This is a genomic window from Vibrio sp. STUT-A16 (assembly GCF_026000495.1).
Lineage (GTDB): Bacteria > Pseudomonadota > Gammaproteobacteria > Enterobacterales > Vibrionaceae > Vibrio > Vibrio diabolicus.
Genome location: NZ_AP026766.1, coordinates 1,643,262 through 1,663,279 on the forward strand (window position 1 = coordinate 1,643,262; position 20,018 = coordinate 1,663,279).

The 20,018-nt window shown below is 44.7% G+C and carries 12 protein-coding genes; 7 read left to right on the forward strand and 5 right to left on the reverse strand.

The window, feature by feature from the left end; genetic code table 11:
- Positions 1–6 precede the first annotated feature (6 nt).
- Complete coding sequence (locus tag OO778_RS24045) at positions 7–384, forward strand: nuclear transport factor 2 family protein (RefSeq protein WP_074190881.1); 378 nt, start codon at positions 7–9, stop codon at positions 382–384.
- A gap of 82 nt (positions 385–466) precedes the next feature.
- Here OO778_RS24045 and OO778_RS24050 read toward each other — a convergent pair whose 3' ends face one another.
- A complete protein-coding gene (locus OO778_RS24050; protein ID WP_264911976.1) occupies positions 467–1,462 on the reverse strand; it encodes an ABC transporter substrate-binding protein in 996 nt (331 codons plus the stop codon).
- 141 nt (positions 1,463–1,603) lie between these two features.
- Complete coding sequence (locus OO778_RS24055; protein ID WP_074190883.1) at positions 1,604–3,838, reverse strand: hypothetical protein; 2,235 nt, start codon at positions 3,836–3,838, stop codon at positions 1,604–1,606.
- Between the two features lie 426 nt (positions 3,839–4,264).
- Here OO778_RS24055 and artP point away from each other — a divergent pair, with 426 nt between their 5' ends.
- The 5 genes from artP (at position 4,265) to OO778_RS24080 (ending at position 7,901) form a co-directional block, all read left to right on the forward strand.
- On the forward strand, positions 4,265–4,993 hold the full coding sequence (artP, locus tag OO778_RS24060; RefSeq protein ID WP_102970230.1) for an arginine ABC transporter ATP-binding protein ArtP: 729 nt from the start codon (positions 4,265–4,267) through the stop codon (positions 4,991–4,993).
- Between the two features lie 96 nt (positions 4,994–5,089).
- Positions 5,090–5,833, forward strand: coding sequence for an arginine ABC transporter substrate-binding protein (locus OO778_RS24065; protein ID WP_005390934.1), 744 nt, complete (start codon positions 5,090–5,092; stop codon positions 5,831–5,833).
- Position 5,834: 1 nt separating this feature from the next.
- A complete protein-coding gene (artQ, locus tag OO778_RS24070) occupies positions 5,835–6,524 on the forward strand; it encodes an arginine ABC transporter permease ArtQ (RefSeq protein WP_074190884.1) in 690 nt (229 codons plus the stop codon).
- Entirely contained in the window at positions 6,521–7,189 is a 669-nt protein-coding gene (gene artM / locus OO778_RS24075) for an arginine ABC transporter permease ArtM (RefSeq protein WP_074190885.1), read from the forward strand. The genes artQ and artM overlap by 4 nt, the downstream gene beginning before the upstream one ends.
- 139 nt (positions 7,190–7,328) lie before the next feature.
- Positions 7,329–7,901 carry a protocatechuate 3,4-dioxygenase gene (locus tag OO778_RS24080; RefSeq protein WP_074190886.1) on the forward strand — a complete coding sequence of 191 codons (573 nt, stop codon included), beginning with the start codon at positions 7,329–7,331 and terminating at the stop codon, positions 7,899–7,901.
- A gap of 74 nt (positions 7,902–7,975) precedes the next feature.
- Here OO778_RS24080 and OO778_RS24085 read toward each other — a convergent pair whose 3' ends face one another.
- From OO778_RS24085 to OO778_RS24095, 3 genes are all read right to left on the reverse strand, one after another.
- A complete protein-coding gene (locus OO778_RS24085) occupies positions 7,976–9,631 on the reverse strand; it encodes an ABC transporter substrate-binding protein (protein ID WP_074190887.1) in 1,656 nt (551 codons plus the stop codon).
- Between the two features lie 329 nt (positions 9,632–9,960).
- Positions 9,961–10,578, reverse strand: a complete 618-nt coding sequence (locus tag OO778_RS24090; protein WP_005390925.1) for an OmpA family protein — start codon at positions 10,576–10,578, stop codon at positions 9,961–9,963.
- 5 nt (positions 10,579–10,583) lie between these two features.
- Complete coding sequence (locus tag OO778_RS24095; RefSeq protein ID WP_074190888.1) at positions 10,584–11,897, reverse strand: TolC family outer membrane protein; 1,314 nt, start codon at positions 11,895–11,897, stop codon at positions 10,584–10,586.
- A gap of 368 nt (positions 11,898–12,265) precedes the next feature.
- On the opposite strand from OO778_RS24095, the gene OO778_RS24100 reads away from it, so the two are divergent.
- Entirely contained in the window at positions 12,266–19,885 is a 7,620-nt protein-coding gene (locus OO778_RS24100) for a VCBS domain-containing protein (protein WP_264911983.1), read from the forward strand.
- Positions 19,886–20,018 lie beyond the last annotated feature (133 nt).

Consider the following 20,018-nt stretch of genomic DNA (forward strand, 5'->3'; position numbering starts at 1 on the left):
AGAAAAATGGACCTGCAAGAGAACAAAAGAAATGCCATTGCGTTTTACGAAACCGCCTATCGAGGTAATCCAAAAAAGGCAGTTGAAGACTACGTTGGCGATGAGTACATTCAGCACAATCCATTAGTTGGAAATGGCCCCGAGGCTTTTATCGAGTATTTTGAGCGGATGCAAAACGAGTATCCCAATAAAGACATTAAGTTTGTGCGAGCCATTGCTGAGGGGAATTTGGTGGCACTACACACTCACCAAACATGGCCTAATGATATTGAATACGTGACGATGGATTTCTTTCGTTTTGATCATAATGGGAAAATCGTCGAACATTGGGACGCTCTGCAAGAGATTCCTAAAGAAACATTGAATGGTCACACCATGTATTAACGAATCGTTGATTAGTCTCCCATGCCGTTTATTCAAACGGTATGGGAGGTTAAATGATTTGTGGCACTTTAAGTATTAATCATCAAAGCGCTTTTTCGATTCTCACCGCTACGTCTTCAGATACCCAACCTTTCCATAAGTCAGGATAGGTATTAAAGAAGTAAAACATCGTTTCCTCACCATCTGCGTAGTTATCTTCCATCCAGGCCAGCATTTCACTCATTTGCTCGTTGGTAAATCCGCGTTTCTGCAAGTACGCGAATGCTTGGGGTTCTTTGTTCGCAAATGCCTCAGTTGTTACTGTGCGAACCGGAGAAGGTGGGTACATTGTTACTTTTGGTGAAGCACAATCAGGCTGGGTGGTACAGTTGCGATACTCTTCCAAATCTGTTCCGCTACCAAAATCCACTTTGACCATATCATACTTGCCCAATACGGGTGTTGGTGACCAGTAGTAACCAAACCAAGGCATTTTGCGATCATAGGCTTTGGCGATGGTGCCAGCTAATGCTGCGCCAGAGCCTGGGTCAATCATCTCAAAGCCGTGCTCACTTAACCCTAATGCATTAAACAAGTGACCGGAGGTGATTTGGCATGTCCAACCAGCAGGGCAGCTATAAAAGGCGAACTTGTCATCATCCTCAGGGTGTTCAAATAGTTTGGCGTGCTTGATGACGCCTTCTATCGTCGCGAGCTCTGGATACTGTTTTACCAGATAGGCAGGAACCCAAAACCCTTCTTCACCACCATTGACAAGCGACTCACCAGCGATGCGCAAGCGTTTATCCGCAATCCCTTTATCAAGTGCTTCTTTAATACCGTTTGTCCATAACTCTGGCGCAACGTCAGGCTGCCCCTTTTCAATCATAGAGGTGCCTGTAGGAACGCTATCACCAGGGATCAATTCCGCATCGCACTGGTAGCCTTCATTTAAGACAAATTGGTCGATGTGCGCCATTAAGCTGGCCGAATTCCAATTCATATCCGCGATGGTTATTTTTCCACATTCATCCGCATTTGCATGAGTTGATAATGCTGATAGCAGCAGAACAGAGAGCATTGAAGGTGTCGTCTTCATGTGACTGAATTTCCTTGTCGTTGTCATTTACTTCAGTATATACATCGGTTTACAAAGATTCAGTGAACAAGGTTTTTTCAGTGACGTTAAGCATAAAAACGGCGATTTATGAAGCGTTTAGTGAGAGTGGTTGAAAGGGAGTTAATACAGCAAGAACACCCCTTCGTAGCCGCCGATCTCAATGTGAGAAACATAGTCGCCGATGTTACCGTCTTGATCTACAGGTCGCATAGGCTCTGGAAGTGCGATAGTTATCTTCGGTGAGGAGAAATAATCGATATTCTTGCCAAAGAAATCAGTACGATACAGCACTCGGCCTTTTGTGAATTCGCGGGCTAACACCATCTCCGTAGGGCCATGCATCACTACCGTATCTTCTGAGCGATACGCAAAGTACGTATGGGTTGGTAACAAATCGATAGCGCCATTAGGCAAGTCAGGATGAGCCACTTTGCTCATAGAAGCATCTCCAATCACCGTGTAATCGGCGGAATAGGGCGTGCTGGTGGACATCATTAGCGGAGTCGCCTGATACCCATCTGGGATTTGATTGGCTGGCGTACCTAAATCGATGGCAAGCAAGGTGCTAGGTTGATAAGCAATATTCTTTGGTACGCCTGCCTTCCAGAAGTTGTTAATGGTGGTGTTATTGCTTCCATATAGGTAGCCATTATTCCACTGACTAAAGTAACTGCGCTCAGGGTGATAGTTTAAGTAGAACACTACTAGTGCAGAATATTGGTCCTGCTTCCAATTGTTTTCTGTGTTACCAAAGTATTGGACGCGACCATAACGAGTTGTTGCTTGATAAATCACGTTCTGGCCAACTTTGGCGAGAGCAGAGTTATCCCAAAACTTAGCCAAGCCAGCATAGCCACTAAAGCCAGTGGAAGGGAAAAGGTAGTGCTCGCGCAAGTACAAGGAGCCAGCACCAACCAAGTGGTTTTGGCCGTTACGACCGAATAAGTTGGCCGTGCCTATGTTGAGGCCAATTAACGCATCCGCATCCAGCGTCGCCAATTTGTTTAAGAACGCCGAGAATTGCGCTTTGTATGCATCATCAGCGGCTTGGCTTCCCGCCACCAAACCAAGCTCATCCACCGTACCACCGGAATAAACGTAGAACTGATTTTCTCCGAGTAACTTATTCGTATCGTCGTTGTACGCACCGTTTAAACCTTGTTTCGCCCATTCAGCTTGATAATAGTGGCGCATTGTATTGGCAAAATCGGGATTGCCGAGATTAGTCAATGCCCAAGAAGAGGTTTGATTCCACATGCGACCAAATGGAATAACGCGTGACTCCCAACGAAATCGTGCTGTTGCATTCTTATTTGAGCGGCTCTTGAACTCTTGCCAAGAAAGATAATTGTCTTGGTTTCGATCAGCTGATTCGTCAAAACCTCGAATTTGTCGCCAGCGCTGAATGGTTTGACCTTCAGGTGTCTCCGTTGGTGCTCCTAAGACATTGACGATAGGGAAGCTATCTTTGAGTTGAATGTTTTCGAGGCGTGGGCGGTTTTCTATGTTGTCGTCATGCCAAGTAATTTTCGCAACGTAAAGGCGGCCGCCGTCGCGTAAAAAAGTGGACCCAAAATACTGACCGCCACCATAGGTTTGTCCGCTACCATCGTGTGTCGTAGCGCGAACCCAATCCGAAGGAACAGACCAGTTTACCGTTTGGTTTTTAGTCATGTTCTCAGTTTTGTCTTTTTTAATTGCGAAGTTTTTCCATTCTGTTACCAGACCGAATGAATCGATGGCAGAAGGGTATTCAATTATGAAGTTGCCACCTTGAGCAAACTGGGAAAACGTAAGGGTTAAGCGGTCGAACTTCTCTGAGTGATAAACATAGAGGGCACCACCATTATTCGCCTGACCGAATACATCAGCATCCCATGGCGGTGGTTGATATAGCCAAAAACCGGCGTGGTCAGCGCTAGCCGTATAGCCAACGATCATCGGTTTTCGATTGAGTAAGGTATTTTCACCATGGCTTGAGTCGACTTCAGCTAGGACAGTGTCTTCCGAAAAATGAAGAAAAAAGTCCTCATAATCGATGTTATTTATTTCTGCTTGGTTACGTATATCGTTTTCCAGCCAACCTGAGTTAAGTTCCAGCTTTTGGTTGTACATGTAACCAAGCGCTTTTACACGCTCGTTATCACTCTTATTTTCGTAAGCTCCAAACACGATATCGGCATTATCCAACTCCCATTCAAGTGCAGCGGCAGCAGAGATAGGCTTATCTTGAAGATCAATACCCTGTTCATGCAACCCAGGTAACACGATTGCTGTTCTACTCCAAACGTTGGGTACAGAAAGTAAGCTCAGAGAAGCGAGTGTAACGAGAGAAAAACAATGCGACTTCAACATGGAGCTATCCCATTAATACTTAGATGACTCAAATTAAGAGTCAGATACAAAGAGAAATTATAGTCCATTCGCGAAGTCGTAATCAGGCCCCTGCCATAGAGGACTTTACAGGAAAACTAACAGGGGATGCTGTGCAAAAATGAGCGGGTGTACTTGGAATAGATCATCCTCATAGACTCAAAACTTCCTCTACACGTCAGCACAAAAATAACCACCATTTTAACCTTGTTTCGGTCGTCACCATGTTGTTGGGTTTTCTTCAACAAATTCAGTTAAAACTAACTCTTCAAACCAGTCAGATACTCTGTCTTGGTGGTTGCTGATCATACAAAAAATTAACAAATTAAATTTTTATACATTTTTATTGCATAAAAAGTCCAGTTGAGTAATATAAATACCAAGTGACAATTAATGCGGTATGTCAGCATGACTATTCAGGTAAGCGGAATCAATAAATCCTACGGTGAGACACAAGTGCTTCACGATGTCAGCTTTAAGTGTGAAAGCGGCGAAACACTGGTGTTACTTGGTCCAAGTGGTGCAGGGAAGAGCTCTCTACTACGTGTTCTTAACCTTCTTGAAGGTGCGGATAACGGCAAGCTAAACATCGCAAATGATGTTTTTGATTTCTCTACTGAAATCAAAGAGAAACAAGGTTTAGCACTTCGTCGTAAAGTAGGCATGGTGTTCCAGCAGTACAACTTATGGCCGCACATGACAGTAATGGAGAACCTGATTGAGGCTCCGGTAAAAGTCGCTGGCATGGATAAAGAAGAAGCGAAGAAGCAGGCAATGCAAATTCTTGCGACGCTGCATTTGGCAGACAAAGCGGATGCATGGCCGATGCAACTTTCTGGTGGTCAGCAACAACGTGTGGCGATTGCTCGTGCATTGATGATGAAACCGGAAGTCTTGCTTTTTGATGAACCGACCGCTGCGCTTGATCCGGAAATTACTAACCAAGTCGTTAAGATTATTAAAGATTTAAGCGAAACCGGAATTACACAAGTAGTTGTGACGCACGAAGTGGATTTCGCCAAGAAAATCGCTAGTCACGTACTGTATTTAGAAAAAGGACACATCGTTGAGCACGGCACAAATGATTCGTTTTCTAACCCGCAAACCGCCCAGTTTGCTGACTACTTAAATCACTAAATCACTAAATTACGTTTTTAAAGTTCAGTCTATTTAACAGATAAGCTCGGCTGTCATTGCGAGTGTCAGCCCACTAAGTACACACGGAGTATTGCAATGAAAAAGATTCTACTAGCTTCACTAATCGGCCTTTCTTCTGCAACTATGGCAGCAAACGCAGCAGCACAAGAAGAGATCAAATTCGCGATGGAAGCGACGTACGCCCCATTCGAATACATGGATGAAAATAACCAAATCCAAGGTTTTGACGTGGATCTGGCGAACGCACTATGTAAAGAAATGGAAGCCAAATGTACCTTCCATAACCAATCTTTTGACAGCCTGATCCCTGCATTAAAATTCAAACGTTACGATGCGGCTATCTCTGCAATGGATATTACTGAGGCGCGTTTGGAGCAAGTGAATTTCACGAATGCATACTATGAAAACTCAGCAGCGTTTGTTTCTATCAAAGAAAAAGTTGCTGATCAAAAAGCACTAGAAGGTAAGCGCGTTGGTGTTCAAAACGGTTCAACACACCAAAGTTACCTGATTGAGCAAATGCCGGGCGTAACAGCGGTTCCTTACTCTAGCTACCAAGACGCATTCATCGATATGAAGAACGGTCGTATTGATTCTGTATTCGGCGATACAGCTGTCGTAGCTGAATGGTTCAAGAAAGAAGACAATCTAGCATACGTGGGCGAGCACGTAACCAACCCTAAATATTTCGGTAACGGTTTCGGTATCGCAGTAAACAAAGGTAACGATGAGCTAGTGAACAAGCTGAACACGGCACTGAAAACAGTGAAAGCGAACGGCGAATACGACGTAATCTACAACAAGTACTTCGGTAAGTAATATGGCACTAACGGGTTACTCTTTATCGCTTGTTCAAGCTAGTTGGATGACTGTCCAGCTAGCCTTCACAAGCCTTTTAGTCGGTTTGATTCTGGCAGTGGTATTCGCCAGTGGTGAAATGTCTCGCCGCGTTTTCGTTAAATGGCCAATGACGGCATTTGTGACGATTGTGCGTGGCTTGCCAGAAATCCTTGTCGTGTTGTTCATCTATTTTGGTTCGACGCAGGTTCTGTTTTTAATCACCGGCGACTTTATTGAAGTTAGCCCGTTCTTGTCTGGCGCGGTGGCGTTGTCATTGATCTTCGCTTCTTATGCTTCTCAAACTCTACGAGGCGCATTGAAAGCCGTTGGAAGAGGGCAAAGAGAAGCAGCAAGTGCACTCGGCATCAGTCAAGCACACGCTTTTGTTCGCATTGTTTTGCCACAAGCAGTAAGACACGCACTACCAGGTTTAACTAACCAATGGTTGGTTTTGCTGAAAGATACCGCGCTTGTATCACTGATTGGCGTAACGGATTTACTGAAGCAAGCACAGCTAACATCTGCAGCGACGCATGAAGCCTTTACATGGTACGCAACTGCTGCGGCGATTTACCTAGGCATCACTTTGATTACACAACGTGCCGTCAAACTGATTGATAAGAAGTTCTCAATTCAAGGCATGAGCATGGGACAGGAGGCAACCGCATGAACGAACAACACGTTTGGCAAATGCTGAATGGCTTGGGCACTAGCCTTCAATTAACCGCCGCTTCCTTGGTTGTCGGCTGCCTCTTAGCTTTGATGATGACGCTGACTCTGATCCTACGTACTCCGGGTTTGCATTGGGTAAGCCGTGGCATCATCACCTTGTTTACTGGTACGCCTTTGTTGGTACAGATCTTCTTGGTTTACTACGGTCCGGGTCAGTTTGATGTAGTGAGAGAAAGTGTTTTTTGGACATGGTTAAGCCAACCTTGGTTCTGTGCGATGTTAGCGTTAGCGCTTAATACCGCGGCGTACAGCACTCAGCTGTTTAAAGGCGCGTTTAACGCAATTCCTTCTGGTCAATGGCAAGCGTGTCGTGCTCTAGGGATGAACAAAACCGCAACGCTAAAAGTGCTGCTGCCATACGCTATTCGTCGTGCCGTTCCGGCTTATTCGAACGAAGTTATTTTGGTCTTCAAAGGCACGTCATTAGCGAGCACAATCACGATCATGGATCTGATGGGTTACGCGCAGCGCATTAACGCACAAACTTACGATACGTTGACGGTATTTGGTATTGCGGGCGCATTTTATTTAACGGTAAATGGTGTGCTAACTCTTATTTTCCGCCAGGTAGAGAAGAAAGCACTAGCCTTTGAAGCCGTTTAATTATTAGTAGCTAATTTGTAAATGCCTCTGTTCAAGCGTTACCCTGAAAAGAGGCATATTTGTTTTAGTGTGCTGCTATGCTGGAAAAATCATCAAGAATCACCAAACTTAAGTAAGGTAAACAATCACTGGTGATGATATGGAACGTCGACACTTCTTAGCTTTATGGTCGCTAATATTTGCGCCTTCGCTAAAATCCGCTAGCCCAATGAAGCCGACACCGCCTCAAACGGAAGGGCCATTCTATCCCGTGGTTCCAGTGCCACTTCGTCAAAATTTGATTTTGCAGTCGAAAGGTCTTATTGGTGAGCCCATTTTTCTTCAGGGTAAGGTAATGGATACAGCAGGGAATCCATTGTCTGGAATGAAAATAGAAATATGGCAATGTGATGGACAAGGCATCTATGAACACCCGAATCAACCTAACAATAATAAGTTTGATCCTCACTTTGCAGGCTTTGGTGCAGTTTTAACTGACGAAGATGGGAATTACCTTTTTCAAACGTTATTTCCGGTTCCATATAGCTCTCGACCTCCCCACATCCACGTAAAATTGTGGCGTGGAGAGAAAGAGCTGTTAACGACACAGCTTTATTTGAAAGGGCGAACTGGTAAAGAGTGGTGGGGCGGAAAAGCCCGTGATTATTTGCAGTTTGAGCCTGTCAACATTGATGGTCGAGTCGTCGGTGAGTTCAATTTTGTGCTCGCTTAGTGTGATTAAGCATTATTTTGAAAACTCACATCGTAGACTACAAAAGTAATTAGCAAACAGAAGCTTCTAACAGATTAGTCTTGTCCGGCTCTGACTCTTAATTTGTAGAAATCACTGTACCCAGATTTACGGAGTTGAACACCGCTTACACCTTTCGCTCTGGTGATTTTTTCTTGCCCCCAGAACAATGGTAAGATTGTTGTATCAGCTCTGAGCTCCGAGAGTATTCCCTCCAAACGTTTTTCAGGCGTGGGATCTGATACTGCATCGTGTACGTGATTAACATGCTGTTCAAATTCATCAGAGTGAAGAGCAAATCGAATACCTGTACCTGTTAATAGCCACTCATAAATTCCATAGGTTAAAGGTGGCTCAATGACATCTTCGACAAAGAGCAAGTCGGCTTGTTCTTTTACAAGTTGAGGATTACTAGCGTCAGTTAGCTCCACAAATTCTACATGCAACCCAGTTTGACGGATTAAATCTACGATCCATTGGTTCGCTTTACTTAAATAATCAATCGTCCACTTTGGATGGGTTATGACCAACGTTCCCTCAAGCTGAGGAGCACTCTCGTTGTGAGAGCTATCATCGAGAATGTGCATCGTTTCCAAGCCATTCGCTTTGGCAAATTCAAATCTACGACTCTCGATAAAAGAAAATAGGCGCTGCCAAGTTTGCTCGCTTAGTGAGCACTCGGCGCGACGATTACGTGCTAGAAAAGAAAATGCCTGAATCATATAACATTCGGTATCGTCAGTTTCCTGATTATAACTGATGTATTGATCCAGCTCAGTCCCTTGATGAGAGAGTGTTATTTGCTCCAATAATGCCTTTTTTGCGAAATAGTTATGATGTTTCTTCAGTACTATTTTGTCGGTATCCCAATGCCTAAGTACAAACGGGCCAGTACCTATTGTGATACTGCGACCTTTAAAGCTCTTCTGACGTCGAGTAGTGATAGACGCATTTGCGGTTGCTAAGCAGTAAATGAATAAGTTATTAGGCTGCTTTAAGTCAATACGTATAGCTTGTTTGGCATTATCGAAGCTGATACGAGTGACTTGCTGAAGTAATTTTTGGACGGGGCCATCTGTTGTAACGAGCTTATTTAAAGAGTGTACGACATCTTCTGCTTGTAATGTTAGCCCATCGTGACAGCAGATATCAGGGCGGAGCCAAATATATATACAACTGCCTTCATTTTTGTACTCACAAGCGAGGTGATTTTTTAATTGACCGTAGTGATCAACGGTAAATAGGGTGTCATACAAGCTGCGTATTACCTGCAGTTCTGAAAAGCGATAAGTCAGTGAAGGGGTTAGCTCATCTACCCAAGGATACTGGCTGACGATGAGTGTATTTGAATCTTTGTTTTCTTCTGAAACTTCTGCGAGTGCTTGGCTAAGTGCGCTTACAGCGGTGCTACGGTAATGCTCAAGTAACCTCGAGATGACGTCAAAGCTACCATTGTTGATTTCATTACGAATCGTAAAGTAGAGGGCTTGATGTATTGTTACCGTCACTTTTAGTGTGCTGGCTTTCCCACGACCACGACCTGGCTCCCAATGGATCCAATTGTAGCTGTCAAGTATTCTCAGTATATTAGATATGTTGCGTCTAGAAGTTGAAAAAACCAGTTCTAAATCGTCGAGGTTTACCTGATACGTTTGAGAGTGTTTGTAATGTTTTAATAACTGGCTCAATCTACGAAGACATGTTTCTGTCATGTTTTATTATGTTTCCTCAATAGATGATTGATTTATTAAAGCTATATAATAAATTGATTTCATATTGTGGTGAAGAAAGGTGATTGCTTAAACCCCTCAGTGTTATTGATTGGCTTATCTTCTTCCCATTTAAAAGTATTGGTGGTTTTCATTTTGACTCTAATATATTACTACTAATATAGAGTAAAGGCTCACTTTTTAATTTTTGCCATAATATTAGTGAGTTATGATTAATGTTAGTGTTTGTTTTATTAGTTGTGTCTAATTAGTTAGGCGTAATGACATGAAAATACCCCCACTCATCTATGCAAATAAGCAGGGGTATAAGTTTATTTTACTTCTGGGAAGGTAGTGAATATCGTCCACTCATCTTTAACCATTCCTTGCTGGCCGACAACAGTGGCAGTAACGCGGCGGTTTAATGCGTGGCTGACACGATCCATACCCGGCTCTGCTAACTGTGTGTCGCCAAAAGCAATAATTGCGAGGCGGTCACCCGGGATTCCTTTTTCTATCAATAGATTGCGTACATTCTCTGCACGATGGCGAGATAGGTTTAAATTATAGTCTGCGCGTCCTACCTTACTTGCGTATCCTTGTATCTCTATAGAAGTGGTTGGATACTTTTTAAGAAATGCAGCCAACTCATCTATCTTGTTTTTAAAAATTTGGTTAATAAGAGCAGAGTCATTATCAAACAAAATCTTAAGTTGGTATTGCTCTTCTTTATGCAAATAGGTTTCACAACCATCATTGTCCACTTCTGCCCCTATTGGAGTGCCGGTGCAAAGATCACGAGCGTTTATCACACCATCTTTGTCCAAGTCGTTTAGGTCAGCAATCTGATTCGCCTTTGGTATAGGAATGTACGTCAGCTCATCTTTTGCGTATGCACTATGATGACTCATTATGACCAAAGCCAGAGTGATTAGAAGATTCTTTTTCATTGTATTTAGTACTCCACCGATTGAGTCCACGCTTCCGGTATGTCGACGCGCAATGCGTCTAAAAGCTGCCCGGTTGAAGTCAGGGTCCGATATTGTGCGTATTGCTGAGCAAATTGTGTTTCTAAGTAGTTTTTGCGTGATTCAAACAACTCGTTTTCAGTGTTCAGCAGATCAAGTAGGGTGCGCTTTCCAATACGATATTGTTTTTGGTATGCAATAACGGTGTTTGACATGGAATCAACGTGTTGTATTAAAAATGACTTTTGTTGTTTAGTCAGCTCAAGAGCGCTCCAAGAAAGGCGGAGCTCTTGCTCCACACTTCGGTATGCTCGCTCTCTGAGGTCTTTCGCTTTATTGAGTTGGTAGGCCATACTGTCACTGTTTGCAGAGTCTCGGCCACCGTTGTAAAGGTTGTATCGGACACGGAGCATTGCTTGTGTTTCAGAGTTGAGACCATTTACTCCTCCTACATCATCGTTCCAGCTTTGTTTCGCTTCAAATGAGATGACAGGGAAATAGTTTGCATCTGCTTGTTTATATTGGAACCTGGCAGAATCGACATCTGCGAGTGCTATTTTTATGACAGGATGATTGTCAAAAGCCTGCGAGTGGGCCTCGTCTAGAGAATTGGGGATAAAGTTTTGGTCTGCGTGCGGAAAAATAAGGTTAGTTGGTGCTTCACCAACTAAGCGAAAGAATGCTGTTTGAGCGTCTTTATGGTTATTTTGTGCAGCTAAAACATTACTCTGAGCTTTTGCTAAACGAGCTTTAACCTGGTTAAGATCGGCAACTGAGCCAATTCCTGACTCTGTACGCTTTTTAATATCAGTATAAATTCGCTTATGTGTGTTTAGGTTGCTAGTGGAAAGCGCAGTCAGCTTTTGTGTTTTTACTACATCCAAATAAGCTTTGATGACTTCTAACGCAACATTTTGGGCATCTGCAAGTAACTGATAACGCACAGACTCTGCATCTGCAGAGGTACGATCAATGTCATATAGGGTTTTTGAACCATCCCAGATCAACTGGGTAAGAGTAATTGCCATATCTTTGCGGGTCATCTCGGTATCACTCTTACCAGTAGAGTCGGAAGGATGAATGCTCTCGTAACCGATACCCGCGTCAATATCGAGACTAGGTTTATATGCTCCACGTGATTTATCGATAATATAACGACTACTCATATACTCGTTAAACGCACTTTTGATATCAGGGTTCGTTGCAAATGTTGTCGCTATTGCTTGTTCTAAAGTTTGTGCGCTAGAAACCAGTGGTATTAGCAAACCAAAACACGCGATACTAATATTACTTAGCTTCACTAAAATCTCCCCAAATAATTTAACGCCAGTTATTTTTCAAAAATAAATATTAAAGATTACTAATATTACCCAAGGCAAACGTTTCCTTTTGCTTGCTTTTTTGGAATGTAAGCTGCTATTTCAATGAAAATTTAATGACAAGTTTAAAGAATATTAAAAATAGGTCGCATAACATATGTTTTTACGGTGCAAAATAAAACAAATTTAAAACATGAAAATTATTGATAGGATAATTGCGTGTTTTAGATGGGTTAATTGATGCTAGCTTACGCCCAATTGTGTATATCGCTTCTTGAAAATAAGTCTTATTACTTTCTTAGTTTTATGGACTTTGAGATTTTTGTATTTACTAAATGAGGTATAAGCTCTTGGTTGGACCATCAAAATTAACCGCACAAACCTATGTTGTAATCGGCCTAGATGGTCAAATTAAAGCTTTTGCGTCTAAAGAAAACTTGTTACCGGGAGAAGTGGTCGTTGAATTAGTAGAGGGGAAGATCCAACCTCAGCATGTATATATTGCTGACACAGAAGGTGAAGCTCAAACTGATTCTACCGACAAGCTTGCGAAAATATTAGAGGCCATCGAAAAAGGGCAAGACCCGAGCGAACTAGGTGATGAATATGCTACTGAAGCTGGTGAAGTTACGGGTTCAAGTTTGACGGCTTCTGGTACTGTTGAACGAACGGGGGCAGAAGTACTAGCAAGTACTTTTTTTGAAACCGCCGGCGTGACGACAGAGCAAAGTACAACGCTATTTAATATTTCTCGATTCACAACCTCAGAGCTTGGTGAAACTGAAGCGTTGATTGATGGTGAAGATAGAGGTGCCGTTCAAGAAGACGTGACGCTTGGAACTTCTGGCAACCTCAGTGTTACTGATCCAAATACAGGTGAAGCGTTATTCCAATCACAGAGTGAGGTTCAAGATAGTTATTGGGGCGTCTTCTCAATTGATGCTTTCGGTAACTGGAATTATCAGCTGAATAATGAGCACGAAGAAGTGCAGGCTTTGGATCATGACAGTGACCCAATCATCAGAAGTATTACCGTTTTATCTGTAGATGGCACTGAGCATGAAGTTGTGATCTCTATTACGGGCACTGAAGATGCGCCAGTCGTGACGGGCACGTTCACGGGCAAGGTGACTGAAGGCAATCTCGGTGATGTTGCGACCGCAACAGGCACCATTGCTATTACTGATGTCGATAATGGTGACGATCCGATTTTTGCAAACACCAACGTTACGGGCACCTACGGTGAGTTGGTATTGGTGGATGGTCAGTGGACGTATACGCTGGATCAAAGTCTGGTTCAAGAGTTAGACGAAGGTGATCAGGTACGAGATACTATCACTCTCACGGCGACCGATGGCACCCAACAAAAGATCGTGATTGATATTACGGGCACCGAAGACACGCCTATTGTTGACGGTACGTTCACGGGGTCGGTGACCGAAGGCAATCTCGGTGATGTTGTGACCGCAACCGGCACCATTGCTATTACTGATGTTGATAATGGTGATGAGCCAGTGTTCAGCAACACTACCGTTACGGGCACCTATGGTGAGCTAGCATTGGTGGATGGGAAGTGGACGTATACGCTGGACCAAAGCCAGGTTCAACAGCTGGACGAGGGTGAGCAGGTGCAAGACACCATCACCCTGACGGCAACCGATGGCACCCAACAAAAGATCGTGATTGATATTACGGGCACCGAAGACACGCCTATTGTTGACGGTACGTTTACTGGCAAGGTGAGCGAAGGCAACCTCGGTGATGTCGCGACCGCAACAGGCACCATCACTATCTCTGATGTTGATAATGGCGATGAGCCAGTGTTCAGCAACACTACCGTTACGGGCACCTACGGTGAGCTAGTATTGGCGGATGGAAAGTGGACGTATACGCTGGATCAAAGCCAGGTTCAACAGTTGGACGAGGGTGACCAGGTGCAAGACATCATCACTCTCACGGCGACCGATGGCACCCAACAAAAGATCGTGATTGATATTACGGGCACCGAAGACACGCCAGTCGTGACGGGTACGTTCACCGGCAAGGTGACCGAAGGCAACCTCGGTGATGTCGCGACCGCAACAGGCACCATTGCTATTACTGATGTTGATAATGGCGATGAGCCAGAGTTCAGCAACACTACCGTTACGGGCACCTACGGTGAGCTAGTATTGGTGGATGGGAAGTGGACGTATACGCTGGATCAAAGCCAGGTCCAACAGTTGGACGAGGGTGACCGGGTGCAAGACACCATCACTCTCACGGCGACCGATGGCACTCAACAAAACATCGTGATTGATATTACGGGCACCGAAGACGCGCCAGTCGTGACGGGCACGTTCACGGGGTCGGTGACCGAAGGTAATCTCGGTGATGTCGCGACCGCAACAGGCACCATCACCATCTCTGATGTTGATAACGGCGACGATCCGATTTTTACAAACACCACCGTTACGGGCACCTATGGTGAGTTGGTATTGGTGGATGGAAAGTGGACGTATACGCTAGACCAAAGCCAGGTTCAGCAGCTGGACGAGGGTGAGCAGGTGCAAGATACCATCACCCTGACGTCGACCGATGGCACCCAACAAAGCATCGTGATTGATATTACGGGCACCGAAGACACGCCCGTCGTGACGGGCACATTCACGGGTAAGGTGACTGAAGGCAACCTCGGTGATGTCGCGATCGCAACAGGCACCATTGCTATTACTGATGTTGATAATGGCGATGAGCCAGAGTTCAGCAACACTACCGTTACAGGCACCTACGGTGAGTTGGTGTTGGTGGATGGAAAGTGGACGTATACGCTGGACCAAAGCCAGGTTCAGCAGTTGGACGAGGGTGAGCAGGTGCAAGATACCATCACTCTCACGGCGACCGATGGTACCCAACAAAACATCGTGATTGATATTACGGGCACCGAAGACAAGCCTATTGTTGACGGTACGTTTACCGGCAAGGTGAGCGAAGGCAATCTCGGTGATGTCGTGACCGCAACAGGTACCATTACTATTTCTGATGTTGATAATGGCGACGATCCGATTTTTGCAAACACCACCGTTACGGGCACCTATGGTGAGCTAGCATTGGTGGATGGTCAGTGGACGTATACGCTGGACCAAAGCCAGGTTCAACAGCTGGACGAGGGTGATCAGGTACAAGACACCATCACCCTGACGGCAACCGATGGCACCCAACAAAACATCGTGATTGATATTGCGGGCACTAATGATGTTCCTGAATTTGTTAGTGGGAGTAATGACAACTTTGGTCTGGATGCCCAAGGTAAAACCGACATCGATAGTTACCAGTTTAGCGTTGATGAAAACAGTCAATCGGGTGTAATTGGAAAAGTAAATGCATTCGATGTCGATCAGGACAGTCAGATTACGTATCACTTAAACGGTCATAGTGAACTGTTTGAAATCAACAGTCTTACCGGTGAGATCAGTGTCAAAAATGGTGCAAATCTGGACCATGAATCTATCGATAACTACCAGCTAGAAGTGGAAGCTCGTGACCAGTTTGGCGGTAAAGACACCGCTCAGGTCGAAGTGTTGGTTCGCGATATTAATGAAGCCCCTATTGCTGAAGATGATAAGGGCATTGAAAAAACAACCAAGACAATTGACCAGAGCAACTGGGATGACAGTGCTGATATCACAGTTGATTATTATGTGATTGATACTCGATCTGGAAACAAGGTTTCTGATGCATCGAAAGCTGATTATGTTGGTGACGGCGACCACAAATATGGCGTTAGTTCTGCGCTAGACAGCGGCTCAGACCGGGTTCAAGATGGTCAGATTCGATATGATGATGCAACCGGACAAAGTGAAGCAATGCGCTTCTCCTTTGCTAATGGTCAGGTTGCCGATCATGCTGAAGTTGAAGTGAAAAACCTATGGACAGACACTTCGAACGGTAGCTGGGAGCCTGGTATTGAGCGCGGTGTTTGGAAGGCTTACTACAAAGGTGACTTGGTTGCGACAGGTGTGTTTGAAGGTACCCGTGGTGGTAATCAAGTAGTCAACATCAATGCAGATGGGCGTTTCTTCGATAGTATTGAAATGTCTACTACCAGCTATAAAGACGGTGTCATTGATCCTAAAGGCTCAGAGTACTTTATTACTCAGGTATCAGCGGACCTGACGACCTTTGATGACGCTTACCAGACCAACGGCTCAGGCACTTTAGAGCTGGATGTTCTAGCGAATGACAGCGACCCGGATGGTGACGCTCTGACTATTATCGACTATCCATCAGAAAGTTTCCTTAATCTGCAAGATGGTAAATTGGTCTTTGATGCGGCCAAGTACCTAGAGTCACTGCCAACTGATCAACAAACCCTGAAAACGGGTGAAGTGAAAGATTATACCTTCGAATACACCATCCGTGATGACGATGGTCTGACTGATAAAGCAAAAGTTACCGTTAGTGTGATGGGTGAGCCTATGTCGCTCAGCGATGCACACGCAGCATTGGATGAATCTCAAGTTGGCACGGATACTGGCGTACATGCTGAAGGCAACTTTATCGCAAACCTCGGGTCTGCAACGGAGGCTGAATATCACTTCAACGCCGAGCAAAACCTAGGTGGTTTCACCAGCGATGGTAAAGAGGTCGTGTTTGAAGTGAGTGCAGATCAGAGCACTCTAACTGGTTATACTGGAACAGGTGCCGACCGCATCAAAGTGGTTCAAGCCAACATAGATAGCAAAACGGGTCATTTCACAGTTGATCAACATATGCCTCTTGATCATGCGGAGCAGGGGGCGGACATGCTGGATATCCGCGCTAGCGTCGAGGTGGATGCCGGAGGTCAGTCTGAGAGTGCCACCTTGCATCTGAATGTAACGGATTCATTACCGTCATCGTCTTCAGCTCACTACGAAATAAATGACGTTGATTCACAAAGTAATAGTGTTGTGATTGCACTTGATGCGTCAGAATCAATGCTCGACTGGGTAACAGATGCAGACGGACAATATGTTACTCGCTGGCAACTTGCTCAAGACTCTATTAAGTCAATGTTTGAGCAATACCAAGATTTGGGTCCAGTAAGTTTTAGAATTGCAACTTACAGCGGAAAACCATCTGGCCAGATTTCTGAGTGGCTAGATTCTGCCGAGGCCATTGATGCCTTTATCTCTGGTATACATCCATATGCATCGACGCCATATAACCAGGCCGTTGACCAAATAAATGAAATACTTAGTGATCCAGAAGATGATGCATTACTTAGTAATACCGATACCCAGCTTTACTTTATCTCAGATGGTCGACCTTCCGATTTTACCTATTGGACAAATCAAACGAACGTGGGAGAAATTCAAACCCGTGAAAACTTGATTAAGTGGTCAACATCAGATGATTTTGAAAGTGAACAGCGTTATCAGGACATAGTGAATGGTCGGGTTCAGCCTACTTCTGAAGAAGAGGGCATCATTCTGCAAAATGCGATGGAAAATGGCATCAGCAGTAGCGGTCAGGATGTTGAAAATATCTGGTCTGTCGGTATCGGTAATGGTGCGTCTCTGGAACACCTGGAGTCGATCGCGACAGATAAAGGCAGTGCTATTGTCGTTGTAGATGATTCTCAGATTGGGGATTTGCTTAGCAAAACGGTCTCAGGCCAGTTGCAAGGTAACCTTCTGGATGACAATGGCGGTGATGCTCAGTGGGTAGATCACATCACTATCGATGGCGAGATATATTACTACAACAAAATAAACGGTGATGTCACTACCAGCGATGGCACGAAAATATCGGATCATTCTCTGGCGCAAATTGATACCAACCACGGCAAGCTGACCATTAACTTTGAAAATGGTCACTACGACTATCAAGCGAGCAATGTTGTAGGTCATCAACAAGAGAAGCTTGACGTTACGGTTATCGATGCTGACGGTGATACTACAAATAGTGAAGTTACCATTGATATCCGAGATCGCGCACCAGAATTCATCAGTGTCGGTGATACAGACCAAACCCAAGGCACCGATGCCAACGGTATGCCAACAGAAGATACAGCAAGCTTTGACGTCGCTGAGCAAGAAGTTGGGGTATTAGTCGGCCAGGTGGAAGCGTTTGATCCGGATGGCAGTGACACCATAAAGTATGAATTGAGTGGTGGTGATGCTGATCTATTCCGTGTTGACTCTAATAGTGGTGAGATTTGGCTAAAAGATGGTGTAAAACTGGATCACTCGACTCAGCAAACGTATCAGTTGGAAGTGTCTGCAAGCGATGGTGTTGATACCGATACAACTCAGGTTATCCTGAATGTCACTGAGAACCATGCCCCAACCTCATCTCCAGTTCAGGGCTTTGCTCAGATGGAAGACTTACCGATCAATAAAGTGACGGTAGTGTTCGACCACTCGAACAGCATGACCCGTACCTTTGACGGTGAGAATACCGTGGGTCGTGATGCAACCGCACCGAAAACTGAATCGAGAGCTTACAAAGCAGCAGCAGCGTTACATTCCATGGTTGAAAACATGATTGCCGATGGAGGAGAATCAAACACCTATATCCGTCTGGTACGTTTCGACGGTGATACATCCACACATAGCTGGCTGACCTTGAGTGAAGTTGAGTTGATGACACGCCCACCAGAGATGAATGGCCGTGATCCAAACGATTTAAGTTTCCAAAATGAAGTGTCAGAATATGTGCGTAACTGGTGTGACGTAGAATACGGTACTAATACGGATTACGATAAAGCTTTAGAGGCTGTAATGGAGCCTGGTGAGGCGAGTAATGCCGTTTACCCTTGGCAGGATGGTTGGGACTATTTCGGTCCAGAAAAACCGTCTGAGAGTAAGGACACCATATTCTTTATCTCAGATGGCGAACCCAACCCTAGCGAGGGCGCTGTTACTTCTCCTGATCTAGCCGAGCGCTGGGAGGATTACAAACAGACTCATGACGCCAAAGTATATGGGATTGGTATTGCTCTCTCTGATAATGTCAAAGCAGCAGAGGCTCTAGATGAGCTTAGCGACAAAGTGGTGTTTATCGACTCAGGTGAAGACTTGGGGCAGTACCTAAACCAGTTCTCTCCCGATCCAATTGCCGGTGAGTTACTGGCGGGAAGCCAGGACGCTGATGGTGATAGCATGACCGTTTCTTTGGCAGAAGGCGATTTCACTCTGTTGGGCGCAGAACTGCACGGTGTAAGCGTAAATCAGCCGTTAGTTTCTTCATCCAGTGACGTAGATGGTCAGCTTCATATCCAGACAGCGTTCGGCACCTTGGAAGTGTCATCCAATGGCAGTTATAGCTTTACTCAAAGCGATGAGCTTACTCTACAGGGTGACCAGCAGGCGGATATGCATTTCTTGTTTAAAGTGTCTGATGGTAAAGGTGGCATAAGTGAAAACGTCTTTACACTTACATTGAACGATTCTGGCACCGATATTGCCCAAACTGAGCGCCATGCGTCGGTGGGAGATGAGTTTGCGAATAGTATCACTGGTGGCGAAAGCATTGATATTTTGCTAGGACAAGCAGGTGAAGATACGTTGAGTGGTGGCGCAGGCGATGACATTCTGGTTGGTGGGCTTGGAAACGATATCCTGACGGGAGGTCTAGGCAGTGACATCTTGACAGGTGGAGAGGGTATTGACACCTTCACCTTTACTCAAGAATCACTGGACATGACGTCATCAAGAGATGTGATTAAAGACTTTAGGCTGGATGAAGACAAGTTGGATTTGAGTGACATTCTTGAGTTTGTCGGTGACGACACAACGGATATGGATAACTTGTTGGAACACGTAAGCGCAGACTACGATAGTGCCCAAGATACTCTGAATTTGACGATTACTGGAGAAGGCAGCAACACAATGTCAGTGGCATTAGAGAACTTTGATTTATCAGGGTTGGAGCTAGGGTCGTCAGCGACATCTCATGAAATTGTTGATCAGCTGTTCCATCACCAAGTTTTTAACGTGGATTAGTATTACCTGAAGATAAAGTTATTTTAGTAAACAGCACCTGATTGAATCATCAGGTGCTGTTTTTCTTTTCTGCTGTTGTTAGTTACCGACTTTTTGCCTAACCACTTCAAAAATTGGCAGTAGTAAATGCACT

Excerpts from the sequence above, each read along its gene's own strand:
- OO778_RS24045 (WP_074190881.1), top strand. The coding sequence starts at position 7 with ATGGACCTGCAAGAGAACAAAAGAAATGCCATTGCGTTTTACGAAACC.
- OO778_RS24050 (WP_264911976.1), bottom strand. The coding sequence starts at position 1,462 with ATGAAGACGACACCTTCAATGCTCTCTGTTCTGCTGCTATCAGCATTA.
- OO778_RS24055 (WP_074190883.1), bottom strand. The coding sequence starts at position 3,838 with ATGTTGAAGTCGCATTGTTTTTCTCTCGTTACACTCGCTTCTCTGAGC.
- artP (WP_102970230.1), top strand. The coding sequence starts at position 4,265 with ATGACTATTCAGGTAAGCGGAATCAATAAATCCTACGGTGAGACACAA.
- OO778_RS24065 (WP_005390934.1), top strand. The coding sequence starts at position 5,090 with ATGAAAAAGATTCTACTAGCTTCACTAATCGGCCTTTCTTCTGCAACT.
- artQ (WP_074190884.1), top strand. The coding sequence starts at position 5,835 with ATGGCACTAACGGGTTACTCTTTATCGCTTGTTCAAGCTAGTTGGATG.
- artM (WP_074190885.1), top strand. The coding sequence starts at position 6,521 with ATGAACGAACAACACGTTTGGCAAATGCTGAATGGCTTGGGCACTAGC.
- OO778_RS24080 (WP_074190886.1), top strand. The coding sequence starts at position 7,329 with ATGGAACGTCGACACTTCTTAGCTTTATGGTCGCTAATATTTGCGCCT.
- OO778_RS24085 (WP_074190887.1), bottom strand. The coding sequence starts at position 9,631 with ATGACAGAAACATGTCTTCGTAGATTGAGCCAGTTATTAAAACATTAC.
- OO778_RS24090 (WP_005390925.1), bottom strand. The coding sequence starts at position 10,578 with ATGAAAAAGAATCTTCTAATCACTCTGGCTTTGGTCATAATGAGTCAT.